Annotated in this window: 21 protein-coding genes; 8 read left to right on the forward strand and 13 right to left on the reverse strand. The window is 68.6% G+C overall.

Annotation, left to right across the window (positions count from 1 at the left end):
- Positions 1 to 24: 24 nt before the first annotated feature.
- Positions 25 to 828 carry a hypothetical protein gene (locus KEG38_RS35720; RefSeq protein WP_272424863.1) on the forward strand — a complete coding sequence of 268 codons (804 nt, stop codon included), beginning with the start codon at positions 25 to 27 and terminating at the stop codon, positions 826 to 828.
- A gap of 114 nt (positions 829 to 942) precedes the next feature.
- On the opposite strand, the gene KEG38_RS35725 is transcribed toward KEG38_RS35720, so the two are convergent.
- Positions 943 to 1491, reverse strand: a complete 549-nt coding sequence (locus KEG38_RS35725) for an RNA polymerase sigma factor (protein WP_272424864.1) — start codon at positions 1489 to 1491, stop codon at positions 943 to 945.
- Positions 1492 to 1876: 385 nt separating this feature from the next.
- Positions 1877 to 2308, reverse strand: a complete 432-nt coding sequence (locus tag KEG38_RS35730) for a hypothetical protein (protein ID WP_272424865.1) — start codon at positions 2306 to 2308, stop codon at positions 1877 to 1879.
- A 263-nt stretch (positions 2309 to 2571) separates the two neighbouring features.
- On the opposite strand from KEG38_RS35730, the gene KEG38_RS35735 reads away from it, so the two are divergent.
- A complete protein-coding gene (locus KEG38_RS35735) occupies positions 2572 to 3108 on the forward strand; it encodes a hypothetical protein (RefSeq protein WP_272424866.1) in 537 nt (178 codons plus the stop codon).
- 33 nt (positions 3109 to 3141) lie between these two features.
- The gene (locus KEG38_RS35740; RefSeq protein WP_272424867.1) at positions 3142 to 4494 is read left to right on the forward strand and encodes a glycoside hydrolase family 5 protein; all 1353 of its coding nucleotides are present in this window, start codon (positions 3142 to 3144) and stop codon (positions 4492 to 4494) included.
- Between the two features lie 200 nt (positions 4495 to 4694).
- Here KEG38_RS35740 and gstA read toward each other — a convergent pair whose 3' ends face one another.
- Positions 4695 to 5312, reverse strand: coding sequence for a glutathione transferase GstA (gene gstA / locus KEG38_RS35745; RefSeq protein WP_272424868.1), 618 nt, complete (start codon positions 5310 to 5312; stop codon positions 4695 to 4697).
- Positions 5313 to 5378: 66 nt separating this feature from the next.
- Here gstA and KEG38_RS35750 point away from each other — a divergent pair, with 66 nt between their 5' ends.
- Positions 5379 to 6308 carry a LysR family transcriptional regulator gene (locus tag KEG38_RS35750; protein WP_272424869.1) on the forward strand — a complete coding sequence of 310 codons (930 nt, stop codon included), beginning with the start codon at positions 5379 to 5381 and terminating at the stop codon, positions 6306 to 6308.
- A gap of 59 nt (positions 6309 to 6367) precedes the next feature.
- On the opposite strand, the gene KEG38_RS35755 is transcribed toward KEG38_RS35750, so the two are convergent.
- The 3 genes from KEG38_RS35755 to KEG38_RS35765 are packed head-to-tail and all read right to left on the reverse strand — an operon-like array spanning position 6368 to position 11276.
- On the reverse strand, positions 6368 to 8422 hold the full coding sequence (locus tag KEG38_RS35755; RefSeq protein WP_272424870.1) for an FtsK/SpoIIIE domain-containing protein: 2055 nt from the start codon (positions 8420 to 8422) through the stop codon (positions 6368 to 6370).
- Complete coding sequence (locus tag KEG38_RS35760; RefSeq protein WP_272424871.1) at positions 8413 to 10455, reverse strand: hypothetical protein; 2043 nt, start codon at positions 10453 to 10455, stop codon at positions 8413 to 8415. Before KEG38_RS35760 ends, KEG38_RS35755 begins: the two co-directional genes overlap by 10 nt.
- On the reverse strand, positions 10452 to 11276 hold the full coding sequence (locus tag KEG38_RS35765) for a hypothetical protein (RefSeq protein ID WP_272424872.1): 825 nt from the start codon (positions 11274 to 11276) through the stop codon (positions 10452 to 10454). The genes KEG38_RS35760 and KEG38_RS35765 overlap by 4 nt, the downstream gene beginning before the upstream one ends.
- A 245-nt stretch (positions 11277 to 11521) precedes the next feature.
- Here KEG38_RS35765 and KEG38_RS35770 point away from each other — a divergent pair, with 245 nt between their 5' ends.
- Positions 11522 to 12436, forward strand: coding sequence for a metallophosphoesterase (locus KEG38_RS35770; RefSeq protein ID WP_272424873.1), 915 nt, complete (start codon positions 11522 to 11524; stop codon positions 12434 to 12436).
- Positions 12437 to 12474: 38 nt separating this feature from the next.
- Here the strand turns inward: KEG38_RS35770 and KEG38_RS35775 are convergent, their stop codons facing one another.
- Positions 12475 to 13971 carry a monooxygenase gene (locus KEG38_RS35775; RefSeq protein ID WP_272424874.1) on the reverse strand — a complete coding sequence of 499 codons (1497 nt, stop codon included), beginning with the start codon at positions 13969 to 13971 and terminating at the stop codon, positions 12475 to 12477.
- 137 nt (positions 13972 to 14108) lie between these two features.
- Between KEG38_RS35775 and KEG38_RS35780 the strand changes: the two genes are divergently transcribed.
- Genes KEG38_RS35780 through KEG38_RS35790 form a run of 3 tightly spaced genes read left to right on the forward strand, consistent with a single transcriptional unit; the run spans position 14109 to position 16733 of the window.
- Positions 14109 to 14783, forward strand: a complete 675-nt coding sequence (locus KEG38_RS35780; protein WP_272424875.1) for a TetR/AcrR family transcriptional regulator C-terminal domain-containing protein — start codon at positions 14109 to 14111, stop codon at positions 14781 to 14783.
- Between the two features lie 52 nt (positions 14784 to 14835).
- Complete coding sequence (locus KEG38_RS55755; protein WP_272424876.1) at positions 14836 to 15645, forward strand: helix-turn-helix transcriptional regulator; 810 nt, start codon at positions 14836 to 14838, stop codon at positions 15643 to 15645.
- Positions 15646 to 15695: 50 nt separating this feature from the next.
- Entirely contained in the window at positions 15696 to 16733 is a 1038-nt protein-coding gene (locus KEG38_RS35790) for a serine hydrolase domain-containing protein (RefSeq protein WP_272424877.1), read from the forward strand.
- Between the two features lie 6 nt (positions 16734 to 16739).
- Here KEG38_RS35790 and KEG38_RS35795 read toward each other — a convergent pair whose 3' ends face one another.
- The 6 genes from KEG38_RS35795 to KEG38_RS35820 all read right to left on the reverse strand — a co-directional run bounded on the left by KEG38_RS35795 (position 16740) and on the right by KEG38_RS35820 (position 21350).
- The gene (locus KEG38_RS35795) at positions 16740 to 17315 is read right to left on the reverse strand and encodes a hypothetical protein (RefSeq protein WP_272424878.1); all 576 of its coding nucleotides are present in this window, start codon (positions 17313 to 17315) and stop codon (positions 16740 to 16742) included.
- Entirely contained in the window at positions 17312 to 17476 is a 165-nt protein-coding gene (locus KEG38_RS35800; protein ID WP_272424879.1) for a hypothetical protein, read from the reverse strand. The genes KEG38_RS35795 and KEG38_RS35800 overlap by 4 nt, the downstream gene beginning before the upstream one ends.
- An 86-nt stretch (positions 17477 to 17562) precedes the next feature.
- Positions 17563 to 18516, reverse strand: coding sequence for an STAS domain-containing protein (locus KEG38_RS35805; protein WP_272424880.1), 954 nt, complete (start codon positions 18514 to 18516; stop codon positions 17563 to 17565).
- Positions 18517 to 18695: 179 nt separating this feature from the next.
- Positions 18696 to 19259 carry a hypothetical protein gene (locus KEG38_RS35810; RefSeq protein ID WP_272424881.1) on the reverse strand — a complete coding sequence of 188 codons (564 nt, stop codon included), beginning with the start codon at positions 19257 to 19259 and terminating at the stop codon, positions 18696 to 18698.
- 242 nt (positions 19260 to 19501) lie between these two features.
- Positions 19502 to 20128 (reverse strand): hypothetical protein, encoded by a 627-nt coding sequence (locus tag KEG38_RS35815; protein WP_272424882.1) that lies wholly within the window; start codon positions 20126 to 20128, stop codon positions 19502 to 19504.
- A gap of 319 nt (positions 20129 to 20447) precedes the next feature.
- The gene (locus KEG38_RS35820; RefSeq protein ID WP_272424883.1) at positions 20448 to 21350 is read right to left on the reverse strand and encodes a sigma factor-like helix-turn-helix DNA-binding protein; all 903 of its coding nucleotides are present in this window, start codon (positions 21348 to 21350) and stop codon (positions 20448 to 20450) included.
- Between the last annotated feature and the right edge of the window lie 20 nt (positions 21351 to 21370).

The raw sequence follows: 21370 nt of genomic DNA on the forward strand, positions 1-21370 counted from the left end.
ACAAACCGGGTCTAGGCGAAGCCGATGATCGAACGGGTCACCCGCCACTTCGGACGCCTCGTCTTCGACCGAGACGCCATCGTCCGCGCCGCGCTGCGCGCGTACGTCGAGACCTACCTCAAGCGGATCGCGCGCTTTTGGTATCCAGCCTCCGACGGCATGGAGTGGACGGGCGACCCCAAGCGGGGCGCCATCTACAACGACGACGGAGAAGGAAACTACGAGGTCGTGGCGTGGAACGAGGCAGGCGTCGTCGGTCTCGCGTACGAGCTCGGGTGGGGTCCGATCGAGCAGCTCGGCCTCTCGGTCGACGCGGTGACCGGCGGCCCGGACGATGTGCGCGGGGCCGTGCCAGGGCTGCCCGCCGAGCTCGAGCCCGCGTTCGTGATGGCCGTCGGTTGGCTCTACGTGGGGGACGAGCATGGGGAGAGGCGGGCGGGCGTGGGCTTCTGGCTTCACGGCGATCGCGTCGGAGGCACGCTCCTCGCCGTACACGATCCGAGACGGGCCAACGGCGCCCGCCGGCTGGCCGCGTGGGGCTTGCTCCACGACGGGCGGCTCTTGCCGCTGTCTTGTGAGTCGTATTATCCACGCCCCGGGTGGATCGTGACGTACCACGACCGCCCGCAAGACGCTCCCGCCCACGCGGTCATCGACGCGGTGGTCGATCGGAGGCTGAAAGGCCCCACGGAGTTCACGCCTGCCGAGCTCGAGACGCTCCTTCTCCCCACGCCCGACCCGAAGCGCGTGCATGGCGCCCAGTACAGGCTTCAAAAGGTCGGCATCACCTGGCCCGGCTCGCCCGAGATCCCCGAGGAGCCGACATGACGAGCCAACCCCTTTTTGGGGGGACTCGTCTCCCCAAATGAAGGCGCAAGCTCCTACCGATCAATCTACGTCGTCGCAAAGCGGAGGCGGAGGCGGAGGCGGAAGCAAGCAAATTCAGGCGAGCGCGAGCGTCTTCAGGTGCTCCCGGGCGAGCTGCAGGCGGGCGTAGGCGGTCTTGGTCTTGATGCCGAGCGCTTCGGCGATCTCCCGGATCGAACGGCCTTCCAGGTACGGCACGACCACCGCCCGGATGCGCGGGCCAATCCTCAAGAGGAATCGCTTGAGCCGGAAGAGCCCGTACGTCGCCAGCACGAGCGCCTCCGTCGACTCCGCTTCGTCTTCCCGCTCGGGAAAGTCATCCGAAAGGCCCGCGAGGACCTCCCGTTCGCAACGCGCCAGCTTTCGATGATTGCGCGCACGGTTGAGGCCGATCATCAGGAGCCACGGGCGCGCCTGCTCCGGCGTGACGAGACATTCGAGGCGTCGCCAGGCCGTGAGGAAGACCTCCTGCACGACGTCGTCCACGTCGCGGGGAGGGATGGCCTGTCCAAGAAGAAGGCGGCGCAGGAAATCGCGGTGTTCGAGGTAAAGGCGCCCAAGCAGGGCGTGCGCCGCCGTAAAGTTTGCCGGCGGCGGATGGAGCGGTATCGTGACCATACTCATGACTCCGGGTGATTCGGGGTTGTGGGGAGACGCCGGTCGGTGTTGCTAGCGCCGGCTGGCGTCGCTTGCTTTGTCTCATGGATTGCGGCCGGAGGCAATTGGAAAAGAGCGGATTGGTTCGTCGGCGGAGAACCCACGATCCGCCGCGAATGGGGCGAGGGGCGTTGGAATGGGAGCTGTGATCCTGCGCGGCTGAAAGTCCCTCACCCCAACCTGTTCGATGAACTGCGCATCGCGCAGTTCATCGACCCTGGGTCCAGCGCTTGCGCTGGTTCGGGTCGAGGGGCGAATAGCCCCCGCGGGGTCCGGGGCGGCGCCCCGGCGCGGCGGCCCCGAGAAGATCGTCGACGAGCTCGACAGACCGCCCCTCACGAGCCCGTGCGCCTCATCGGGGCTTGGACATTTCGTCGGCGAACGGGCAAGTCTTGATGCCCTGAGCTTCGACTTCTTTGCGAAATGCGCCGGGTCGACTGCCAGGGTCGAGCACGCTCATTTGCTTCGCCAGATCCTTCGCCTGATCGGTCTGAAGCTGCGCCGAGATCCACTCGGCCAGGATCCGCGGTCTGTCCTCCGCCGAAGCCGTTGCGGCCCCCGGCGCGCGCGAGGGCGCATTGCACCAGGCCTCGAGGTCCGATTTGTAGGACGGCTTGGCCTCGGCAGGCGCCGAAGCCTCGGCGGGGGACGAAGCCGCCGGGGCGCCCGTCGCTCCCGCTTCCGACGGGGGAACCTCGACCGTCGATGCAGGAGGGGGGCTGCTTCCACCGCACGACGTGGCGAACAGACCGGCCATCAGGGCCGCAGAAAACAGGACACGCATGAAGATTCTCCTTGGGAAAGCTCCTACGCGCGAATCGTCGGCTCCTCAAGCACGATTGCATACTCGGGGCTTGCAGCCCGGGGGCGACGTCCGGGAAGACGTCGTATCGGAAGGCTGCTGGGGCGCTCGTGCTTGTGGTCCGTCGCACCGAACAAAAAAACGCAAAAGCGCCCCTCCCTCCCCGTCTCTAGGGCGAGCGCCGGCGGCCCGATGGTCCCGGCGACACCGTGAGGAGAACAGGGATGCGCAAGATCGTGGTTGTCATGGCACTGCTGGCGGTGGCCGGCTGCAATTCGAACAAGGGCGAGGAGGCCGCCGCCAAGCCGGCCGGCTCGGGCGCGCCGGCGGCGAAGGGCGCGGCCGAGGCGCCGAAGGGTGGCGAGGCCAAGGGCGAGCTCGTGGACGTGGAGCTCACCCCGCTGCCCCTCAAGATCAAGGTTCGGCCGGGCGGCATGGGCGCCATGGACATGAGCCTCGACGATCAGCACAAGAGCGCCACCGTGGACATCGGCGACGGGGCCTCGCTCAACGTCAGCGAGGCCAAGGACGATTTCGCGGCCCTGAAGAAGGGCTTCGAGGGCGATACCGTGCTCTTTCCCTTCAAGAAGTGGGCGAAGGAGGGCCCGAACATGGCCATCGTCCAGTTCGAGAACGCGGGCAAGACGGGGTATATCGGCTTCATGCTGAAAGAGATCGGCGGCAAGAAGTACGTCTGCAAGACGACCGGCATGGACGGGGTTCCCTCGGCCGAGGTCGCGGAGAAGAACCTCAAGCCCTGCGAGACCCTTGCGGCCAAGTGAGCCGCGGAGCCGCATCTTTCAAGGGAGCATCGAATGTCATCCGAATGGTTGTGTGCTGTTCTCGGAGGTTTCCTGCTCGCCACAGCCGCGGGGTGCGCGGCCGGCCATGCGGGGCAAGATCCGTCGAGCGGTGGCTCGGATAACGCAGGCGGGGCCGGCGGGGCCGGCGGGGCCGGCGGCGGCGGTCACGGGGGCGGCGGCGGCGGCGGCGGCGGCGGATCCCCGGGCCACGCGCTGCCGCCGCTGCCGCTTCACACCGAGGGGCGCTGGATCCTCGACGCCTCCGGAGAGCGATTCAAGTTCGCCGCGGTGAACTGGTACGGCGCCGAGGAGATGGACTACGTCCCCGCCGGCCTCGAGATCGCGGATATCGGCGCCATCGCCGCGCGCATCCGCGCTCTCGGCTTCAACGCCGTTCGGCTCCCGTGGTCGAACGAAATGGTCGATCTGAACCCGGTCGTCGCCGACCAGGTCGTCAGCGCCAACCCGAAGCTCAAGGGCAAGACCGCGCTCGAGGTGTTCGACGCCGTGATCGACGCGCTCGCGTACGAAGGGCTCGTGGTCATCCTCGACAACCACGTGAGCGAGGCCGACTGGTGCTGCAGCGATACCGATCAGAATGGTCTCTGGTACACAGCGAAATACCCGGAGGCGACGTGGCTGAAGCACTGGGAGGCTCTCGCGAAGCGCTACGCGGCGCAGCCGGCGGTCGTGGCGGCGGATCTTCGTAATGAGCCGAGGCCGGTGCTCGAAGCCGGCTGCCAGGCCTGCACGCAGTGCCCCTGCGGGAGCTGCGGCTGCGTGACGCCCGTGTGGGGCGGAGGCGATCCCGCCACCGACTGGCACGGGGCGGCCACCCGCGGGGGAAACACCGTGCTGAAGGAGAACCCGAACCTGCTCATCGTCGTGGAGGGGCTCAACTATGCGTCCGACCTCGGGGGGCCTTATACGTTGCCCGTCACGCTCGACGTCCCGGGTCGGGTCGTCTATTCGGCTCACGACTATGCCTGGTTTCACGCGGGGCTCAGCGATTATCAGCAGCTCAAGACGGAGCTCGGCAACAAGTGGGGCTATATCCTCACGCAGGGGCAGCCCTTCACCGCGCCCGTGCTCGTCGGCGAGTTCGGCACCTGCCACAGCGGAGCCACGTGCGTGAGCGACGCGACGGGGCAAGGGTTCTGGTTCTCGGCGTTCCGAACGTATTTGAGCGAGGCGGACATCGACTGGGCGTATTGGGCGGTGAACGGGACGCAGGCGCGCGGCACCGGCCGGGTCTTCGGCGCGGAGGAGACATACGGTATCCTGGACACGAAATGGGAGGCTCCGGCGTCGGAGCCGCTGCTATCGTCGCTGCAAGCGCTCCAGGCGGTGACGCAGAAGCCGTAGCTGCGGAGCGAGCTCCTCTTCGAGACCTCCGGGCCGCCCAGCAGGCGAGCGGCCCTGCGACCCGAGCGGCGCACTTGGTGAACCCGGCTCATCCTCCAAAGCACCCACCCGGCCCGCGCGCGGCACTGCGCGCATGGTGCCACTGCATGTACTGCGGGGCCCTGAGAGCATGATGCTTCGGCTTCACCCGCGCCGCAGGCTCAGTGAAAGCCTTCGGCCGTGAGCGCCGCGCGGATGGCCGGGCGCGCGGAGAGCCGCTCGAGGTAGGAGCCAAGCGCGCCGGGCAGATCGACCCGCAGCAGATGTCGATACGTTCGCAGCGCGAAGTACGCGTAAGCGTCGAGGATGGTGAACGCGTCGCCATGGAGGAACGGGCGATCGGCGAGCGCCTCGGCGAGCAGGGTGACGCGGCTAGCGAGGCGCTGCGCGGCCCAGTGCTTCGACTCCTCGCTCACATTCGGCATCAGGGTGAACGGTGCGAAGCCCTTGTGCAGCTCGGTGGCGATGAACTGCAGCCATTCGTCGAAGCGAACGCGCACGAGATTGCCGCGCGGTGGGGCAAGATTGGCCTCCGGCCAGGTGTCGGCGATGTAGTTCAGCAAGACCGCTGTCTCGGTCAGCAAGGTGCCGTCCGGAAGCAGCAGCGCGGGCACGTAACCCTTGGGGTTCAAGCGCGCGAAGTCGTCGCCGTCCGCGGTCTTCTTGCTCCTCAAGTCGACGCGGGCGAGCTCGAACGTGGCGCCGGCCTCGCGAAGCGCGATGTGCGGCGCGAGCGAGCAGACCCCTGGCGTGTAGAAAAGCTTCATCGTCTCGGTCATGCCCGCAGTCTAGGCAGCCGCGGCAGCTTGAACAATGAGGGCAGATTGATCACTCTGTCCAGCGCCATGAACAGCCGTCCCGACTTCGCCGCCATCGAAGCCTTCGCTCGCGTCGCCGAGACGGGCAGCTTCCGCGCCGCCGCCCTCGCTCTGTCCGCGCCGGTGTCGACCGTCAGCGTGCAGGTCAGTCGTCTCGAGCGGCGCCTCGGCGCCCGGCTGCTCGAACGCACGACACGGCGGGTTCGCCTGACCGAGGAGGGGCGTGAGTACCTCGAGAAGGTGCGCGCCGGGCTCGACGCGCTCACCGAGGCGGAGCGCGTGGTGTCGTCACGCGGCAGCGAGGCCCGCGGGCGCCTGCGGGTCGCCGCGCCGGTCGAGTTCGGGCAGGCGGTGTTCGGGCGCGTACTCGGGCGCTACGCGAAGGAGTGCCCGGGCGTCGCTGTCGAGGTCGAGCTCGTCTCCGAGCGTGTCGATCCGGTGCGCGACGGCTTCGATGTCGTGATCGAGGTCGAGCCGTGCGACAGCGCGTCGCTCGTGGCGCGCAAGCTCGGCGCGCCCTCGCGGCGTCGCCTCGTTGCCAGCGCGGATTACCTCGCGCGTCACGGCGTCCCAGCGCACCCGCGCGAGCTTTCGCGGCACACGTGCCTGGTGATGGGCACCCGGCGCGAGGCGGCAACGTGGCGCTTCACCCGCGGCGGCACGAAGCTGTCGATCGTGCACCGCCACGCGACCGCGAACAGCTGGGCGCTGCTGCGTGACCTCACCGTCGCTGGCTGCGGGATCTGCTGCTTGCCGGACTACCTCGCCGCGCCCGCGATCTCCGAGGGCAAGGTCGAGGAGGTGCTCGCCGCGTACGCGATGCCCGCGGAGCAGATGTACGCGGTGTATCCGCGCAGCCAGCACGTGCCCACGCGCCTGAGCACGTTCGTCGCGGCGCTGCGCGACTTCCTCGAGGTGTGGCCTGGCTGCCTGCCCAAGCCGCTTCCGCGGACGTAGCTCTACACACGGGGCATAGCGGAGTTGCCCCGTGTGCAGCGCATGTCCCGAAAGCGCCCTCACGCCATTGGCGCTTGTCCCCGCACGAGCCCATGCCCGAGATCGGCGTAGAAGTCGCCCTTCCCCAGAAGCTCCTCGGCCCCTCCCTGGTCCAGGATGATCCTCGAATTGACGAGCTCCTGCACCCGCAGCGCGATCCTCCCGCCCAGGTTCGCCTTGATCTCTCCAGGCACCGTCGTGCGGTCGGGCCGCTGCGTCGCCAGTACGAGGTGAATCCCGGCTGCGCGAGCCATCGACCCGAGCCGCTTCACCGCATCCAGGAATGGCTGCCGCGTTGCCCTCGACGCAATCAAGTCCTGAAATTCATCCACCACGACCACCCGCCGCGGCAGCGGTGCGGGCGCAATCTCATTGTAGTCGTCGATGCTCTGCACCTTCCGGTGCTCGAAGAGCGTGTATCGCTCCTCCATTTCGGCCACGAGCGCGTCGAGCTCCGCGAGAAGCGCCTCCACGTTGTGCACGATCGGCCCTGCCAGGTGGGCGCCGAGCCCCGCGGTGAGCCCGCCGAACGTCACGCGCTTGGGATCCACCAGCGTGAACCGTATGGCTGCCGGCGGATGAAAGTGACAAAGCCCGACGACGAGGGCACGCAAGAAAACCGATTTGCCGCTCCCCGTCTGGCCGGCCACGAGCAGGTGGCACGAGCTTCCGTCGGCGAGATCCCCGGCGATCACCTCGCCATCAAGCCCCTCCCCGAGCACGAAGCGCCCCGGCCGCTCCCGCAAAAACGCGGCTTTGCGCGCGAGCAATGTCTCGAGGTCGACCTTGCGCGGCACCCTCCGCGGCGCCGTGAAGTATCGCCGCGCCTCCTCCCGCTCGAACCGCACGTTGTATCCGGCGAGGTGATGCTCCACGTCCTGCGCCGCGCGATCGAGCTGCGCCACACGCTGTCGCGGGCTCGTGACCTCGATGCGCAGAAGCCGCGGTCCAACTGTCTTGCGGCCAAGGCTCGCGATGACCCCTTGTCGTTTCAGCTGCGCCACGATCTGCGTGGCCAGGGCCTCGGCCTCCGCCATGCCCTCGGTGTCGTCCGGCAGAGCGCCTATGGGCTCGCGCGGAGGGGACAAGGTGAGCCGTCCAGCCGGATCAGGCATGGGGCGAGCTGCGCCCGCAGGCGGCTGATCACGAGGTTCGAGCGCGTCTCGGTATGTCTCGACACACGCCGGTCGTACGGGGCACGTCGGGCAGAGATCCCGGCGCGAGGTCGCCGGCGCCGTTTCGGGGCGCTCCGACCAGCTCACCATCCTGCCGAGCAGGGGCAAGACGGTCCGCTCCACGATGCCATCGGCAGCCACCGGCGAGAGCTTCGTCTCGATGAGCCCCGGTTTGAAGCGCAGGATGAGCGGCTCCGCGTCGAGATCGAGCGCGGAGCGCAAGAGGTAACGATAGAGCGCCACCTGTGCCTGGTCGAGCTCCTGGTTGGCCTCGTCCGTGAGCTTGTATTCGACGATATCGACGGCGCCTTTCGCCCTGCAATACAGAGCATCGATCCGGCCCGAGACACGCACCGGCACCCCGCCGGACGCATCGAGCACGGCGTCGACCGCGAGCTCGGCGTGCTGAAGGAACGAGCGCAATGCTTCTGCCGGCCGGTGCCCCGTGCCTTCGATTTGTTTCGCCAGGTAGCGCGCGAACTCCCGCAGCGCCTCGGCCAGATCGTCGATCTCGCCGGGCATGCTCGCTGCGCTGGGGTTCGCTTCGAGCTCGTCCACGAGGTGACCGAGGAGCCAGGCCGAGAGGCCATCTGCCACGCGCTCGCGCGGCGCATGCGGAAGGAGCGCGCGCATGGGTTCGGGAGGCGCCTCGAGCTCGCGCGCGAAACGCTCGGCAATGCGGTGGAAGAGCGCGCCGAGGGACGATGCGCCGATCGGGAAAGCGACGGCCTGACCGCGCGCGCGCCCGAGCGCGAAGACGCGCGGGCAGCGAAGGGCGTTGCGGATCTCGGTGACGGAGAGCTCGCGGGCGCCGCGGCGGGGGTTTGGGGGCAGAGCCCGGCTCGTCCGGGCGTCGTCCCCAAGCGTCAACAGAGGGAGCGGCTGGGGGCTCAGCGCCATGGCTCCTCCAGCGCGACGATCGCGCCGCCGAAGCGCTTGATTGGCAGCTTGGCGAGCTCCTCCATGATGCTCGCCCGCGTGGCCATGGGATCACACGCGCGCACCTCTCGCACGAGGCGATCGAGCGAGGCTACCCGGAGTTTGCGCAGCTCTCGAAGCACCGGACCGTCCGCAAGGGTTTTTGTTGTCGCGCGAGGGGATGCTTCTTCTTCGCGCGGGCGGGGAGGGGCGGCATTCGGGTCGGCAGGAGGCGGCGGTGGCTCGGGCGGCCGAGGCGCGGAAGGCACGGAGACGGGGGCTGTTGTTATTCCAAACAGGGCTTCCACCGGCCCCCATGCATTGCAGCCGAGCGTGCGCCGGGCCCAATCCATGACCGTGTCGTACGGAATGATGTTGCCGGCGTCGTCGCTCAAATCCTGCGAACGGGCCGCGCCGAGCAGGCGCTCGACTGCGAGGAGCCGTGCCAGGGCCTCGCGTTCGATGGGCAGGAACGAAGCATGGGCCTTCCCCGTGAACGCGGCGAGAAGCTTGTGAACCTCTTTCCAGGTCGGCGGGATCACGAACGCTTGCTCGCGCAACAGCAAAACCTTGCGCTCGTCCACGAGCGCGATCGCTGCGCGCAGGACCCGGGCGAGGGAGGTATGGTGTGCTTGCTGCACGAAAAGCATCTCGCAGCCACCGTCGGCCATGCGAAGGCGCAGCGCAGGAGCCCCCTCCATCTCCCCCGTCTCGGCCTTCACCTGCGCGACTGTGAGCGCCGCGAGAAGCCCCGCGCGGATGCTCTCGGCTGCCACGCCTTGGGCCTGCGCCGCGGCCTCGTCGATACGCTTGCGCGCTCGCCCGAGGTGCTCCTGCCAGGCCACCACGAGGCGTTCGTCCGGCGAGGTGTCGACGGGCTCTGTCTCCTCTGCTTCGGGCAGGGCTCGACGCAGATACGCCTCACCGCAGCTTTGCATCAGCATGCGCGGCGTCATTCCCGGCGCGGCGAGCCATGCATCGACTTGCCTCGTCGAGAATGGATACGGAAACGGCTTGCTCTTCTCCTCCTCGGGCAGCGCGCTCCTCCAGCGTTCGATGAGCTCTCGCCGCTGCTCGGGGGTCGGGAGCGCGAGGTGCTCGATCTTCTCCTCGAGCCGATCCCGCATGCTGGCGTGGAGCACCGGATGGATGCGCTGCATCCAGACCGCGTCGAGAGCCATCTGCACGATCACGAGCCCGCGCACCGTGTCGCGCAGCTCGCTCACGAGGCGGGCGTGCCGGATGATCCGGCTTGTCTTTCCCTCCTCTTCCGCGAGGTTCTCGAGCTGATCGAACACGAGCACGATGGGCGCGCCGAACGCCGCCACCACGCCGAGCGTGCGCAGCGCGAGGATGAGGTCGTCCTCGCGCAGGGCAGCGCGCTCGCCGATCATGTCGAGCTGCGATTGGCTCGGTTCGTCACCCGAGAGCCACGCAAAGAGAGCCCGCTGGCGCATGCGGTCCGCGAAGGGCAGGGCGAGGAGGTGTTCGAGATACCGCGCCGACGTGTCCGGGAAACGATCCTCTGCTTGCGCGACGGCATTCGAGAGGATCTCGCGCTGCGTGTCGGGCGGCTGCCTCGAGCAGTCGTCGATGAAGGACAAGGGGAAACGTGGACGACCGCCTTGGAGCGTCGCCAGCATGGCCCCCACGATCACGTCGATCTGCCGGTGTTGCTGCTGGATCACCGGCTGTCTGAGCGAGCGCAGCGTCGCAGAGAGCACGTGGCGGGGCGACGGATCGACGCCGACCTCGGGCCGCGTGTGCACGAAGACGGCGCGTGGACCCACCTGCCTTCGCAGCCGCGTGAACAGGTGCGTCTTGCCGATGCCGGCAGGGCCGAGCAGCAGGATCGACGTCGAGCGGGCGGCCGTTCCCTCGCGAGCCCCGGCGTCTCGCAGCTGTTCGATGTGCGCGCGAACGAGGGAGCTCGCGCGCTCGTTGATCGAGGAGACGTCGATGGGAGCGGGATCCCATGCATCCGCGTGGATGGCCTGGAACGGGTTCTCCATCACGGTGAAACACGCCTCGCGTAGGAGAGGACGGTGCCACGGGGACCAGGCGGGCAGAGTGGGACGTCCTCGGGCTTCAGGAACTCGGCACCAGCTTCCGGCCGCAGCTCCAGCGTCCCGTCCTTCGCGCCCTCGGCGAGCGCGCGGTGGATCGCGTCCAGCGAGAGACGGCTGGACAAGGCGCGCACGAGATCCGGGATGCGCACGAGCTTGAGCGCCGGATCCTCGAGGCGGCGCAGGGCCTCGTCGACGAGCATGGATGGTGCTTGGTCGGGCGTCGTCGCGGCGAGACGAAGCGAGGGCTGGAGAGGCGCGAAGAGAGCCGCGAGATCTTCCTGCAAGATCGAGCGTGGTAGGCCCTTGGCCTGGACCTTCTTGAGCGTCTTGCTGACCTGCGCGGCCGTCTTCGAGAGGTGTGCGATCTCGGTTGGATCGAGCGCACGCTCGGCGGGCCCGACCAGCACCTCCACCTGGGTTCGTACGACGACGCGCGCGTGTCCTTCGCGGATGAACTTGGCGAGGGCGGCGTCGAGCTCGGCCTTCGTGCCTCCCTTGACGCGTTTTCCGACGTCCTTGAGCGGAACGCGCGCGCCACCCTGGAGGAGGCTCTCGATCTGCGCCGCGAGGGGAACGCGTATCGTCTTCGGACTGCGCTCGAGACCGCGGGCGACGAGCTGTCGCACGAGCTCCGCGCTGGCTTCCGGAGTGAGCTTGGTCTGCGAAAGGCGTGTGGAAGGCAGCGCCTTTGCAGCGCGTACCGCGCGCTCGACGTCGTCGACGAGCTGCGCATCCACCCGGTCGAGAAGAACAGCTTTACGGGACATGCGCCGCAAAGTAGACCACGTTTGTCCGGGGAGGGAAGGAGGAGTTTGTCGAGGGAAGGACCGCTCGGCTTGTCAGCCCGTTTGGGCGAGATGACGATGGCGCTCTTCAAGCTGCGGGCCGTGTGGTAGACCCGAGGACGATGCACGCGCAGATCCGCTCCCTTTCCCTGGTTATCCTCGCCTCCGCCCTCATCGGCTGCGACAAAAGCATCCCGGAGCCGAATCCCGCGGTCCCCCCGAGCACCATGGGACCGAAGGCTGGCCCCGGCGCGAGCGCCCCCACGGCGACCGCCACAACGCCGCAACCCGAGCCGGTCCAGCGCATTCCCGCACCGGCAAGGATCGTCGCCATTGGTGACCTCCACGGCGACCTCGCGGCGACACGCGTGGCGCTCCGGATGGCTGGGGCGATCGATGAGAAGGATCGCTGGATTGGCAAGGATCTCATGGTCGTGCAGACCGGGGACGAGATCGATCGTGGCGACGAGGATCGGGACATCGTCGATCTCTTCGAGCGCCTCGCCGACGAGGCCAAACTCACGGGCGGCGCCGTGATCGCGCTCAACGGCAATCACGAGGTGATGAACGTGCAGGTCGACCTCCGCTACGTGACCGACGACGCATTCAAGGATTTCGTGGGGATCTCGGGCGTCACGACCACGGATCCGCGCCTCGAGCGGGTGCCTGCGCCGGGCAAGGCGCGCGCCGCCGCGTTCCTTCCAGGAGGCCCGTATGCGAAGAAGCTCGCGAAGCGCAACCTCGTCGCCGTCGTCGGCGACACGGTCTTCGTTCATGGGGGCATCTCACCCAAGCACGTTCGTTACGGCATCGATCGCATGAACCGCGAGGCGAGCGCGTGGATGGACGGCTCCGCGAAGGATTTGCCCGCGATCATCACCGCGGAGGATGGCCCTGTTTGGCTGCGGCGATACTCGGCTACGACCGGTCCGGACGACTGTCGCGTGCTGAAGGAGACCCTGGCGATGATCCCAGCCAAGCGTATGGTCGTCGGACACACGGTGCAGCGCGGCGGCATCACCTCCGCGTGCGACGAGCAAGTCTTTCGTATCGACGTAGGGATGTCGAAGTTTTACGGCGGCAAACCCGAAGTGCTGGAGATCAAGGGCGCGGAGGTACGGCCGCTGCGCGCGGATGGCTAGGCGTCCATCCCAGCATCATTCCCGTCGACCGGCCAATCTCACGCGGGCCCGCACCAGTGCATGAGCGCAGCCCGGAGATCGTCGAGGCGTGTCGCGCGCCTTTCGCCGTCGCTCGCCCAGGCGACGTGCCCGTCCGGCCTCACCAGGAGCGCATCGATAGCAGATAGATCGGTCTGCGGGGCCGCGACCTTCGCCTGGATGACGTCGACGCGATCCCTCCACGCCTCGCTCGTGGTCTGGAGCTCTGCGTCGTCGGCGAAATCGAGCAGCACGTACCGACCCGCGTGCAAGAGCTCGTAGAGGCGCGTCGCGCCGCGCCCCGACTCGAGCGCGCGGTCGGGTGCCCTCTTGCCGACCCATGCGTGCGCCGCGGCGCCCGCGGCAGGAGGATAAGCGATGTCGAGCGCGCTGATCTGCCCGGCGAGGCGCCGGTTCACGGCTTCGATGCCGAGCAGGTCGTTCATGATCTCGCGGAGGGCCAGGCCGGGATCCGAGACGTCCATGAGCCTGGTCTGGGCCTCCGTGTTGCGCGAAAGCGCGCGGCCGACGGGGTGTCGCTCTTCGTGGTAGCTGTCGAGCAGGTGGGGCGGCGCCCAGCCTTTCACGGCGGCTGCGAGCTTCCAGCCGAGGTTCATCGCGTCCTGCAGACCGACGTTGAGCCCCTGGCCGCCGGCGGGGAAATGGATGTGCGCGGCGTCGCCCGCGAGAAAGACGCGCCCTCTGCGATATCGCTCCGAAAGCCGCGTCGCGTTGCCGAACCGCGACAGCCAGCGAGGGTCGCGCATTCCGAAGTCCGTGCCGAGGATCCGCTGCACGGAGCTCCGCAGCTCGTCCAGCGTGACCGGCTCGGACCTGTCCGCGTGCATCCTCTGCGGATCGAATACGACGAAGCGGTAACCTCCGTCGCCGAGAGGGACCACCATCACGCCGCCATGCGGGCCCACGCGGGAGCCCGGCCTGGCAGGGTGTTCCGCCACCTCGACGTCGCCAAGGAAAGCCGTCAGCGTCGTCTCGCTCCCCGGAAAGGCGATGCCGACCGAGCGGCGCACCACGCTCGCCGCCCCGTCGCAGCCCACGGCGTAACTCGCGCGTTCGTCGCGCAGGCCCTCGGGGCCCTCGACCCGCAGCGCGACGCTTCCTTCCCGCTCCGTGACCTCGACGACCGCGTGGCCGCGCAGGATCTCGGCGCCCAGCTCCCGCGCCCGCGCCTCCAGGAGCTCCTCGCTGCGGGCCTGGGGCAAAAACAGCGTGTAGGGGTGCCCCGTGTCGAGGCGCGAGAAGTCGAGCCGGGTGTCGAGCATCGCGAAATGCCCCGTGGGGATCGGGATTCCGCGTTCCAGGAAGCGGCCCACGATCCCGCGCTGGTCGAGAATCTCGAGGCTGCGCGGGTGCAGCGTGAGCGCGCGCGACTGCTCCATCCGCGCCGTCCGCTGCTCCAGCACGCGTACCCGGACCCTCGCGAGCGCGAGCTCGCACGCCAGCATCAGCCCGACCGGGCCTGCCCCCACGATCACCACGTCCGTGTCCGTCACCATGGAACCCTCCAGGTCTCTAACTCTAACAACGTTAGAGTAACTCGAACAGTGTTAGAGTCAAGGAGGCGGCGCGGGCTCGCCTTCCCGGCTCGGGCGGGGCAGAACGGCACGAAGGAAGGAAAGAACGAGGAGCTGCGATGCGACTACGACGCGAGCAGGTGGTTTCGACGGCGCTGCACCTCCTGGACGAGGTCGGTCTCGACGCGCTGACGATGCGCCGGCTCGGGCAGGAGCTGAACGTGCAGGCGGCCACGCTCTACTGGCATGTGAAGAACAAGCAGGAGCTGCTCGACGCCATGGCGGAAGCCATGCTGGCGGACTGCGTGGCCCGCGCCCCGGAGGGGCTCACGTGGATGGACCGGGCGGCCCACATGGCCGAGCGGCTCCGCCGGGCGCTGCTCGCGCACCGCGACGGAGCGCGGGTCTTCGCGGGAACCTACGTGACGCAGGAGAACACGCTCCGCTTCGCGGACACGTGGGTCGGCGCGCTGCGCGAGGCAGGGCTTTCGCCGCGCGCCGCCGCGTGGGGGACCTGGACGATGGTCTACTACACGATCGGCTTCACCCTCGAGGAGCAAGCCCTGGCGCCGCCTCCCGGTACGGAGGGCGGCAAGGTCGATCCGGAACACCTCCGGGCGGCGCTCGCCCGCGGCGCGTACCCGCACCTCGGAGAGGCTTCCACAGACTTGCTCGACGCCGACCTCGATGCGCGGTTCCGCTACGGGATCCAGCTCATTGTCGCGGGCCTCGAAGCCGCGCCGAGAGACGAGCCGTCAGAGCCGGCGTGCGAGGGCCCGCGTCATGGGGCTTGACTTTCCAGACCCATTTGGATTCGCTGCACGCTCGGTGTCGCATCCTCGATCGGTGGCCCAGCCGATGCTGCAGCACGGAGAGTTCTTCGGCACGCGCGAGGTGCGTCGCGACGTCGCGGGCTTCTCGCTCTCGATCGCGGCGGCGGATCCAGCGCGGCCGGTCGCGCGCCACACGCACGAGGACGCGCACTTCATCTTGCTCCTCGACGGTCATTATCTGTCGTCGGCGCGTGGTGCGGGGCACCTGCACGCGGAGCCCGCGCTGATCTACAACCCGCCGGGGACGACGCACGAGGACACGTTCCCGGAGCACTGCGGCCGATTTGCGGGCGTGTCGGTGTCGGCGGCGCGGTTCGCGGAGGCGGCGGAGGTGGCGGCGCCGAGCGAGGCGGCGATCCGCATGTGGGAGCCGGCCGCCCTCGCGATCGCGCACCGGATCGCGGCGTTCGCAGCGCAAGGGGGCGACGCGCTGGCGCTCGAGGCGCTTTGCCTGGAGCTTTTTGGCACGTTCAGCCGCGCGCACGCGGTGGAACGGCGGCCGCCGCGCTGGCTCGCCCGAGCGCGCGAGGTGCTGCACGATCGGTCGCGCGACGAGCTGACGATGGCGGAGGTCGCGGCGGCGGCGGGGGTGCACCCGGTCTACCTCGCGCGCATGTTTCGGCGGTTTTTTGGCTGCACGCCGGGCGAGTACGTGCGGCGCTGCCGGATCGAACGTGCGGCGCTTCTGGTGCGTACGACCGGGCGGCCGCTCGCGGAGATCGCGACGGCGTGCGGCTTCGTCGACCAGAGCCACCTGACGCGCACGTTCGCGCGGACGTTCGCGACGAGCCCGGGCGCGTACCGCCGGCAGTACCGTGGCTAGGGCGGGCCACGAGGTTGCGCGCGTACAAGACGTGGACGGCGCAACATGACATGGCCAGGGGCATGTGGATCGTGCTCATTGCCTTGTTTCTGTGGGGATGTGGCGCCAGCCCGGCGCGCTACGACGGCATCGCCGGGGCGCTCGCGCGCGGCGACGCGCCGAAGACGACAAGCGTGCTCGTCACGCGCGGCGGTCAGGTCGAATACGAGCAATACTTCGCCGGCGCGACGCCGGAGACGCTGCACGACACGCGCTCGGCGACGAAATCGTTGACCGCGCTCGCGGTCGGGATCGCAATCGAACGCCACGCGCTGCCGGGGCTCGACGCGCCGGCGTTCGCGTACCTTTCGGACCTCGGGCCGTTCGCGCACGACGAGCCGGGCAAGGCGGCGATTACGATCGAGGACTTGTTGACGATGTCGTCGGCGCTCGACTGCAACGACGACGACGAAGCATCGCCCGGCAACGAAGAGAAGATGTACCCGAAGCAGGAATGGGCGCGCTGGGCGGTCGACGTGCCGGTGCGCGCGGACTACCAGCGTGACGCAAGCGGGCGCGGGCCGTGGCACTACTGCACCGCGGGGGTGTTCCTGCTCGGCCAGATCGTCCAGCGCGCAGCGCACCAGCCGATCGACCGTTTCATGGCGGAGCACCTGTTCGCGCCGCTCGGGATCACGCGCTGGGAATTCTCGAAATCGCCGACCGGCGAGATCATGACGGGCGGGGGGCTGCGGCTGCGCACGCGTGACCTCGCGGCGCTCGCGCGGCTCGTGCTCGCGCACGGCCGGGCGGGCGGGGCGCAGGTCGTGCCGGCGGCCTTCGTCGACGCGGCGCTTTCGGTGCACCGCGAGGCGATGCCCGAACAGCACTATGGCTACCTGTTCTGGACGCGCGTGTACCAGACGCCGTGCGGCGCGCAGACGGGCTGGTTCATGGGCGGCAACGGCGGCAATGCGGTGGTGATGTTCCCGGCGCTCGACGCGGCGGTGGTCGTGACCCGCACGAACTACAACATGCGCGGCATGCACCAGCAGACGACGCACCTGATCGAGGACGCCATCCTCCCGATGCTGGCCTGCGGGCGCTGAGCGGCGTCAGACCCGTCCCTTCGCCCGCGCGGCCAGCGCCCGGTACCGCGCCGGAAACGCCATCATCCATCCGCCCAGCAGCAGCGCCACCACGCCGATCCACCGCATCGGCACGATCCCGTACGCCATCCATCCATCCCCCAGCGCGAACGCCAGCGCTCCCACCGCCAGCGCCGCGCCTCCCCACGCCCGCACCGTCCGGTCGGCCTGGGCCGCCTGCGGCGCTGCCTGGATCGCCGCCTGCAGCGACGCGTCGGCTCGGCCCCGCAGCGATTGGTAGGCGCGGCGCAGCGGGTAGAGGAAGAGGCCCAGGAGCACGAAGCAGGTGCACACGAGGACGCCGAGCCGCGCGTTGTCCTTGCCGCAGGACGTGCAGACGTCCAGCGTCCGCAGCTGCGCGCCGTCCGCGAGCGCGAGACCAGCCGCGCGCAGATCGGCCGCGCGCTCGGGCGTCATGGGCTCGATGATGCCGGTCAGCGGATGCGCGGCGACGGCGTCGCATTGGATGGGGCGATCGAAGCGCGCGACCACCGTCGAGCCGTCCTCCGCGCGCGCGGGCAAAAATGCCGCGCCGTCGCTCACGTGGCCCAGGAGATCCGCGCAACGCCACGCGGCGCCCTCGACCGACACCCAGCGCCGGCCATGCGGTAGTCGCGCCAGGCGCCCGCACCGAGCGTGCCGAAGACGGCGACGAGCGCCGCCCCCCCGACAAACGAGACGATCTTGCCGAAGCGGTCACGCATGGCGGCACGCTAACCGAAGTGGCCCTGCGCGCTCAACTTGGCTGACGAGCATGCGGCTCACGACGGATTGGCCGCTCCCGTGGACGTCATCTCCTCACGTCGCGGCGTATCAGCGAGCGACGCAAACCTTCCTGCAGGCTCGCAAATGTGCGTACATTCTCGAACCCGAGGTCATTGTCCACCAGCGTGCGCGCCGTTTCCGTGGAGATGCCTACGATCATGCACTGCGCGCCCAGCAATTCGGCGGCGCGCACCGCGTCGCGCAGATATCGTGCCGCGTCCGCATCGAGAACGGGCACGCCTGTGACGTCGAGGATGACCGTCTCCGCGCTCGTCTCCACGATCGACCGGAGCAGGACTTCGAGGATGCGCGCGCCTCTTGCCGCATCGATGCGTCCGATCAGTGGCAGCGCGAGGATGCCCTTCCAGATCCGCAGCACGGGCGTGGACAGCGCGGCGATCGCGTGCTGCTGCTCCTCGCTGAAGCGAAGCTGCTCCGAAAGCTCCGCGGTTCGCATTGCAACGGCGGCCTCGAGCTGCTCCTTCTTCTGCCGCAGCTCCTCCTCCGAGTCCTTGAGCTCGCCGACGTCGAAATGGACCTGCACCACCTCGCACACCTCACCGTTTGCATCCTTGACCGGGTGGAGCGCCGAGGCGACCCAGCGGACACGCCCGTGACAAACCGCTTCGTTCTGGAGCGGATCGTACCGGATGGTGGGCAACCGTGCGGTCTTACCCTCCAGAAACGTCTGCTCGATGAGGTGCATGAACCCCTGGGCGACGACCTGGGAGTCTTTCAGCAGCCTGTAATCGGCAAGCCGATCGAAAGGTATCTGCCAGAGTTGCTCCCAGCCAGTGTTCGCCTCCTTGGTGCGGCTCTCGGGATCGTAGACCTGAACGCTGAGGACGCCCCCGTCGAACAGGGCCTGATAGCGCCGTGCAGCGATTTCCAGCTCGGCAACGCGCTGCCGCAGCGATGCGTTCTCGTGCGCGAGGTCTTCGCTCACCTTCTCGGCGTCAAATGGTTGTCGGTGGTTCATGCTTGGGGCATTCACGACGGACGGGGCCGTGCCAGCATCACGAGGAAGTAGGTGACGATGCAAGCGCCGGCGAGTTTTATGTGCCTCGCCTGGTGCAGCGCAAGCGGAAAACCACGTGGACCATCGCTCGTTGGCACCCAGACTCTCTTGCCAACGATTGCATGGTTCGCGCGATCAGGTCAGGGCGCGTTGAGGGTGATTGTCTCTTGGTGGTCCGCGTCGGCCGAGCAGCACGGCGCCCCGCCGCATTCAGCGGGCTGTAGACACGCGCAATCGGGGATACCATTGACGCATGTGTTGTTGATCTCGTCGAGGGCCACGCAGGCATGGGTCGTGGTGGGCATGGCGCCTCCGCTCGTCGCCACGCAGACCTCGAGGTTTCGCTTGCACGTGATATCGCCGCAGGCGAAGGTGCCTGTTTGGCAGAGAGCGGCCGTCGGGCGCGGGCCAGAGGGCGAGCACATCGCGTCGGGATTCTCGAGCACCGTGCCATCGCATTGGCATGCGGGGCCTGGGGGAGGGCCGTCGCACTGGAGGATCTCGACGCACGATCCTTTCGCGTTCGACGAGCAATCGCCCGGGGGATAGACGCACGTCCCGCTCGTGCAAGGGTCCGAGGCGCTACAGCTATCATCATTGCTGCTAGAGCCATCGTCATTGCTGCTGGAGTTATCGCCAGCCTCGCTGCTGCAGCCGAGTTGCCCCAAGGCGCACAGCGCCGCCATGATGAGAAGCCGTTTCATGATTGCTCTTCCCTCGCGTTGCGCGCCTCTTATCCAGGAGACTGCGCGCGGGGGGGCCGCCTTAGCGCGTTTCGTGCCAAGCGTCGATGGGGCTGAAATCCGCGAATCATTCGCGACCGATGTCCGCCTCGCACGGCACACCGTGGCACAGTCGTGCACGAATGGCGAGCGGGCGTTGGGGGCGCCTCACGTCTGGGAGCCAGCGGAGAAAGGGGGGAGCCGGCACCCGTCGGCGGGCGCAATCACAGATAGTCGAAGCAGCCGAGGTCGCAGGACGTCGAGCCGGTCGCGGCGCAGACGTTGAATTGCTTCAGATTCGCGTCGGTGGCAGCCTCGCACGCGTCGTAGCAGATCTGGAGCCCTCCCGGGTTGAAGCACATGAAGAAGTTGTACACGTCGCAATGGTCGAGGCATTCGAGCTTCGGGTCCGGGCAATCCTGAGGGCAGGTCTGCGATGACTCGCCGGCGTCGCACACCCCATTGCCGCAGGGGTTCGGCGGGCAGTCGTTCGGGCAGGTCTGCGACGACTCGCCGGCATCGCACACCCCGTTGCCGCAGGGGTTTGGCGGCGCGCAATCCTCGGGGCAAATCTCGAACGATTCCCCAGCATCGCATACCCCGTTGCCGCAGGGGTTCGACGAGCAGTCGGCCGGGCAGGTGGAGGAGTTCTCGTCACCGGTGCACGTATCGTCCCCGCATACACTCCCGGCGACACAGGAGCCATCCGTGCACACCTCGCCGCAGCCGCAGTTCGCGTTCGATACGCAACCCTCCGAGCACGTCAAGGTCGTGGGATCCGAGCAGTAGGTCCCAGGCTGACACGTGACGGCAATCCCCTCGGGGCCGCACGAAACGAAGCCTTGTTCCATCGAATTGCAGGTCGGGCCCCCGCCTCCTGCCCCGCCCGCACCGCCTCCTCCCTCGCCAGCATTGCCTCCTCCGCCGTCCGCACCGCCTCCGCCACCGGAACAACCACTGACGCTGAGAAGCCCGACGAGAAGCGAAGGCACAAGAATACCGATCAACGACCGCATGGGTTTCACCTGGAATCGGCGGATGGACCACGAGCCCGCGCGGGCGCATACCTCGCCCACGGCCCGCACGCGGTCCCCGCTCGCCTTTCGCGCTACCTGACGCCAGCTGCTCGCGGTTCTTGCACGGAAGCTCGAAAATAAATTTCGCCCGGCCTCAGCCGGCCGATCTCCCGAGCAAACTCTCCAGGCTCACGTCCAGCGACTGGGCCAGGCCAAGCAGGCTCTCGACCTGCGAGGCGGAGAGCTTCAGGCGGGCGCTGAGCCCGCCGCGCGTACGCTCGAGCACCTCCTCACGCGCCCGCGCGATCCAGCGGGATACCGTCGAGGCGTTCACGCGGTGCATGATCGCCAGCCTGTCGAGCTTGATCCCCTCCGCGTAGTACATGCGCAAGAGGTTGCGGTCGCGGCTCGAGAGCGCCGACATGGCCTCGCGCAGGGCCTCGCGCAGCTCCTCCGTGTGGCGCTCGCGCGAGAGCCTCGACTCGGGATCCAGCCTCGGATCCATGGCCGCGAGGAGCGCACGCTCGTCCGCGCGCACCTCGCGCCGACCGCGCCTGCGCAAGCTGATCCCCGTCCGCAGGGCGGCCACGCGGATCCAGGCCGGGAGCGGCCCGAGCCCGGCGTACGTCGCGAGCTTCGGCGACCCCCCGTCGCCCACGAGCAGCCTCTGGCCGAGCACCGATCGCACCTCCTCGACGAGCTCGGATGCGGCTGCCATCCCCCGCAGCGCGGCATGGACCTCGACGTCGATGCGCCGGCCGAGCTCCCGCAGCGCAGTGGCGTCGCCCGCAAGGCACGCGAAGGCCAGCAGCAGATCGGCGGCGAGCACGCTGGAGAGCGCCTCTTCGAGGTCGTCCTCGCCCGCGATGCGCTCCGCGAGATGGCCGACGAACGCCGCCTCGTCCACCGTGACGGCGGGAAAGGCGCGCCGCGCCTCCTCGAGCAGCGATTGCAAGCGGAGCTCCAGCGCGTCGACGTCGCCGAGCCTTGCCGTAAGCGAGGGCGCGAGGCGCCCGCAGAAGGCGCGGGACAGGGGGGGCAGCGGATACGGATGCACGCGGCCATGATACACAAGCC

Source organism: Polyangium jinanense (assembly GCF_028435265.1).
GTDB classification, from domain to species: Bacteria; Myxococcota_A; Polyangia; order Polyangiales; family Polyangiaceae; genus Polyangium; species Polyangium jinanense.

What these genes read in the sequence shown, in the direction of transcription:
- KEG38_RS35790 (WP_272424877.1), top strand. Translation starts at nt 15,696, where the DNA reads ATGGCCAGGGGCATGTGGATCGTGCTCATTGCCTTGTTTCTGTGGGGA.
- KEG38_RS35805 (WP_272424880.1), bottom strand. Translation starts at nt 18,516, where the DNA reads ATGAACCACCGACAACCATTTGACGCCGAGAAGGTGAGCGAAGACCTC.
- gstA (WP_272424868.1), bottom strand. Translation starts at nt 5,312, where the DNA reads ATGACCGAGACGATGAAGCTTTTCTACACGCCAGGGGTCTGCTCGCTC.
- KEG38_RS35810 (WP_272424881.1), bottom strand. Translation starts at nt 19,259, where the DNA reads ATGAAACGGCTTCTCATCATGGCGGCGCTGTGCGCCTTGGGGCAACTC.
- KEG38_RS35800 (WP_272424879.1), bottom strand. Translation starts at nt 17,476, where the DNA reads ATGCGTGACCGCTTCGGCAAGATCGTCTCGTTTGTCGGGGGGGCGGCG.
- KEG38_RS35755 (WP_272424870.1), bottom strand. Translation starts at nt 8,422, where the DNA reads ATGGCGCTGAGCCCCCAGCCGCTCCCTCTGTTGACGCTTGGGGACGAC.
- KEG38_RS35775 (WP_272424874.1), bottom strand. Translation starts at nt 13,971, where the DNA reads ATGGTGACGGACACGGACGTGGTGATCGTGGGGGCAGGCCCGGTCGGG.
- KEG38_RS35720 (WP_272424863.1), top strand. Translation starts at nt 25, where the DNA reads ATGATCGAACGGGTCACCCGCCACTTCGGACGCCTCGTCTTCGACCGA.
- KEG38_RS35740 (WP_272424867.1), top strand. Translation starts at nt 3,142, where the DNA reads ATGTCATCCGAATGGTTGTGTGCTGTTCTCGGAGGTTTCCTGCTCGCC.
- KEG38_RS35730 (WP_272424865.1), bottom strand. Translation starts at nt 2,308, where the DNA reads ATGCGTGTCCTGTTTTCTGCGGCCCTGATGGCCGGTCTGTTCGCCACG.
- KEG38_RS35735 (WP_272424866.1), top strand. Translation starts at nt 2,572, where the DNA reads ATGGCACTGCTGGCGGTGGCCGGCTGCAATTCGAACAAGGGCGAGGAG.
- KEG38_RS35780 (WP_272424875.1), top strand. Translation starts at nt 14,109, where the DNA reads ATGCGACTACGACGCGAGCAGGTGGTTTCGACGGCGCTGCACCTCCTG.
- KEG38_RS35725 (WP_272424864.1), bottom strand. Translation starts at nt 1,491, where the DNA reads ATGAGTATGGTCACGATACCGCTCCATCCGCCGCCGGCAAACTTTACG.
- KEG38_RS35815 (WP_272424882.1), bottom strand. Translation starts at nt 20,128, where the DNA reads ATGGAACAAGGCTTCGTTTCGTGCGGCCCCGAGGGGATTGCCGTCACG.
- KEG38_RS35765 (WP_272424872.1), bottom strand. Translation starts at nt 11,276, where the DNA reads ATGTCCCGTAAAGCTGTTCTTCTCGACCGGGTGGATGCGCAGCTCGTC.
- KEG38_RS35750 (WP_272424869.1), top strand. Translation starts at nt 5,379, where the DNA reads ATGAACAGCCGTCCCGACTTCGCCGCCATCGAAGCCTTCGCTCGCGTC.
- KEG38_RS35770 (WP_272424873.1), top strand. Translation starts at nt 11,522, where the DNA reads ATGGGACCGAAGGCTGGCCCCGGCGCGAGCGCCCCCACGGCGACCGCC.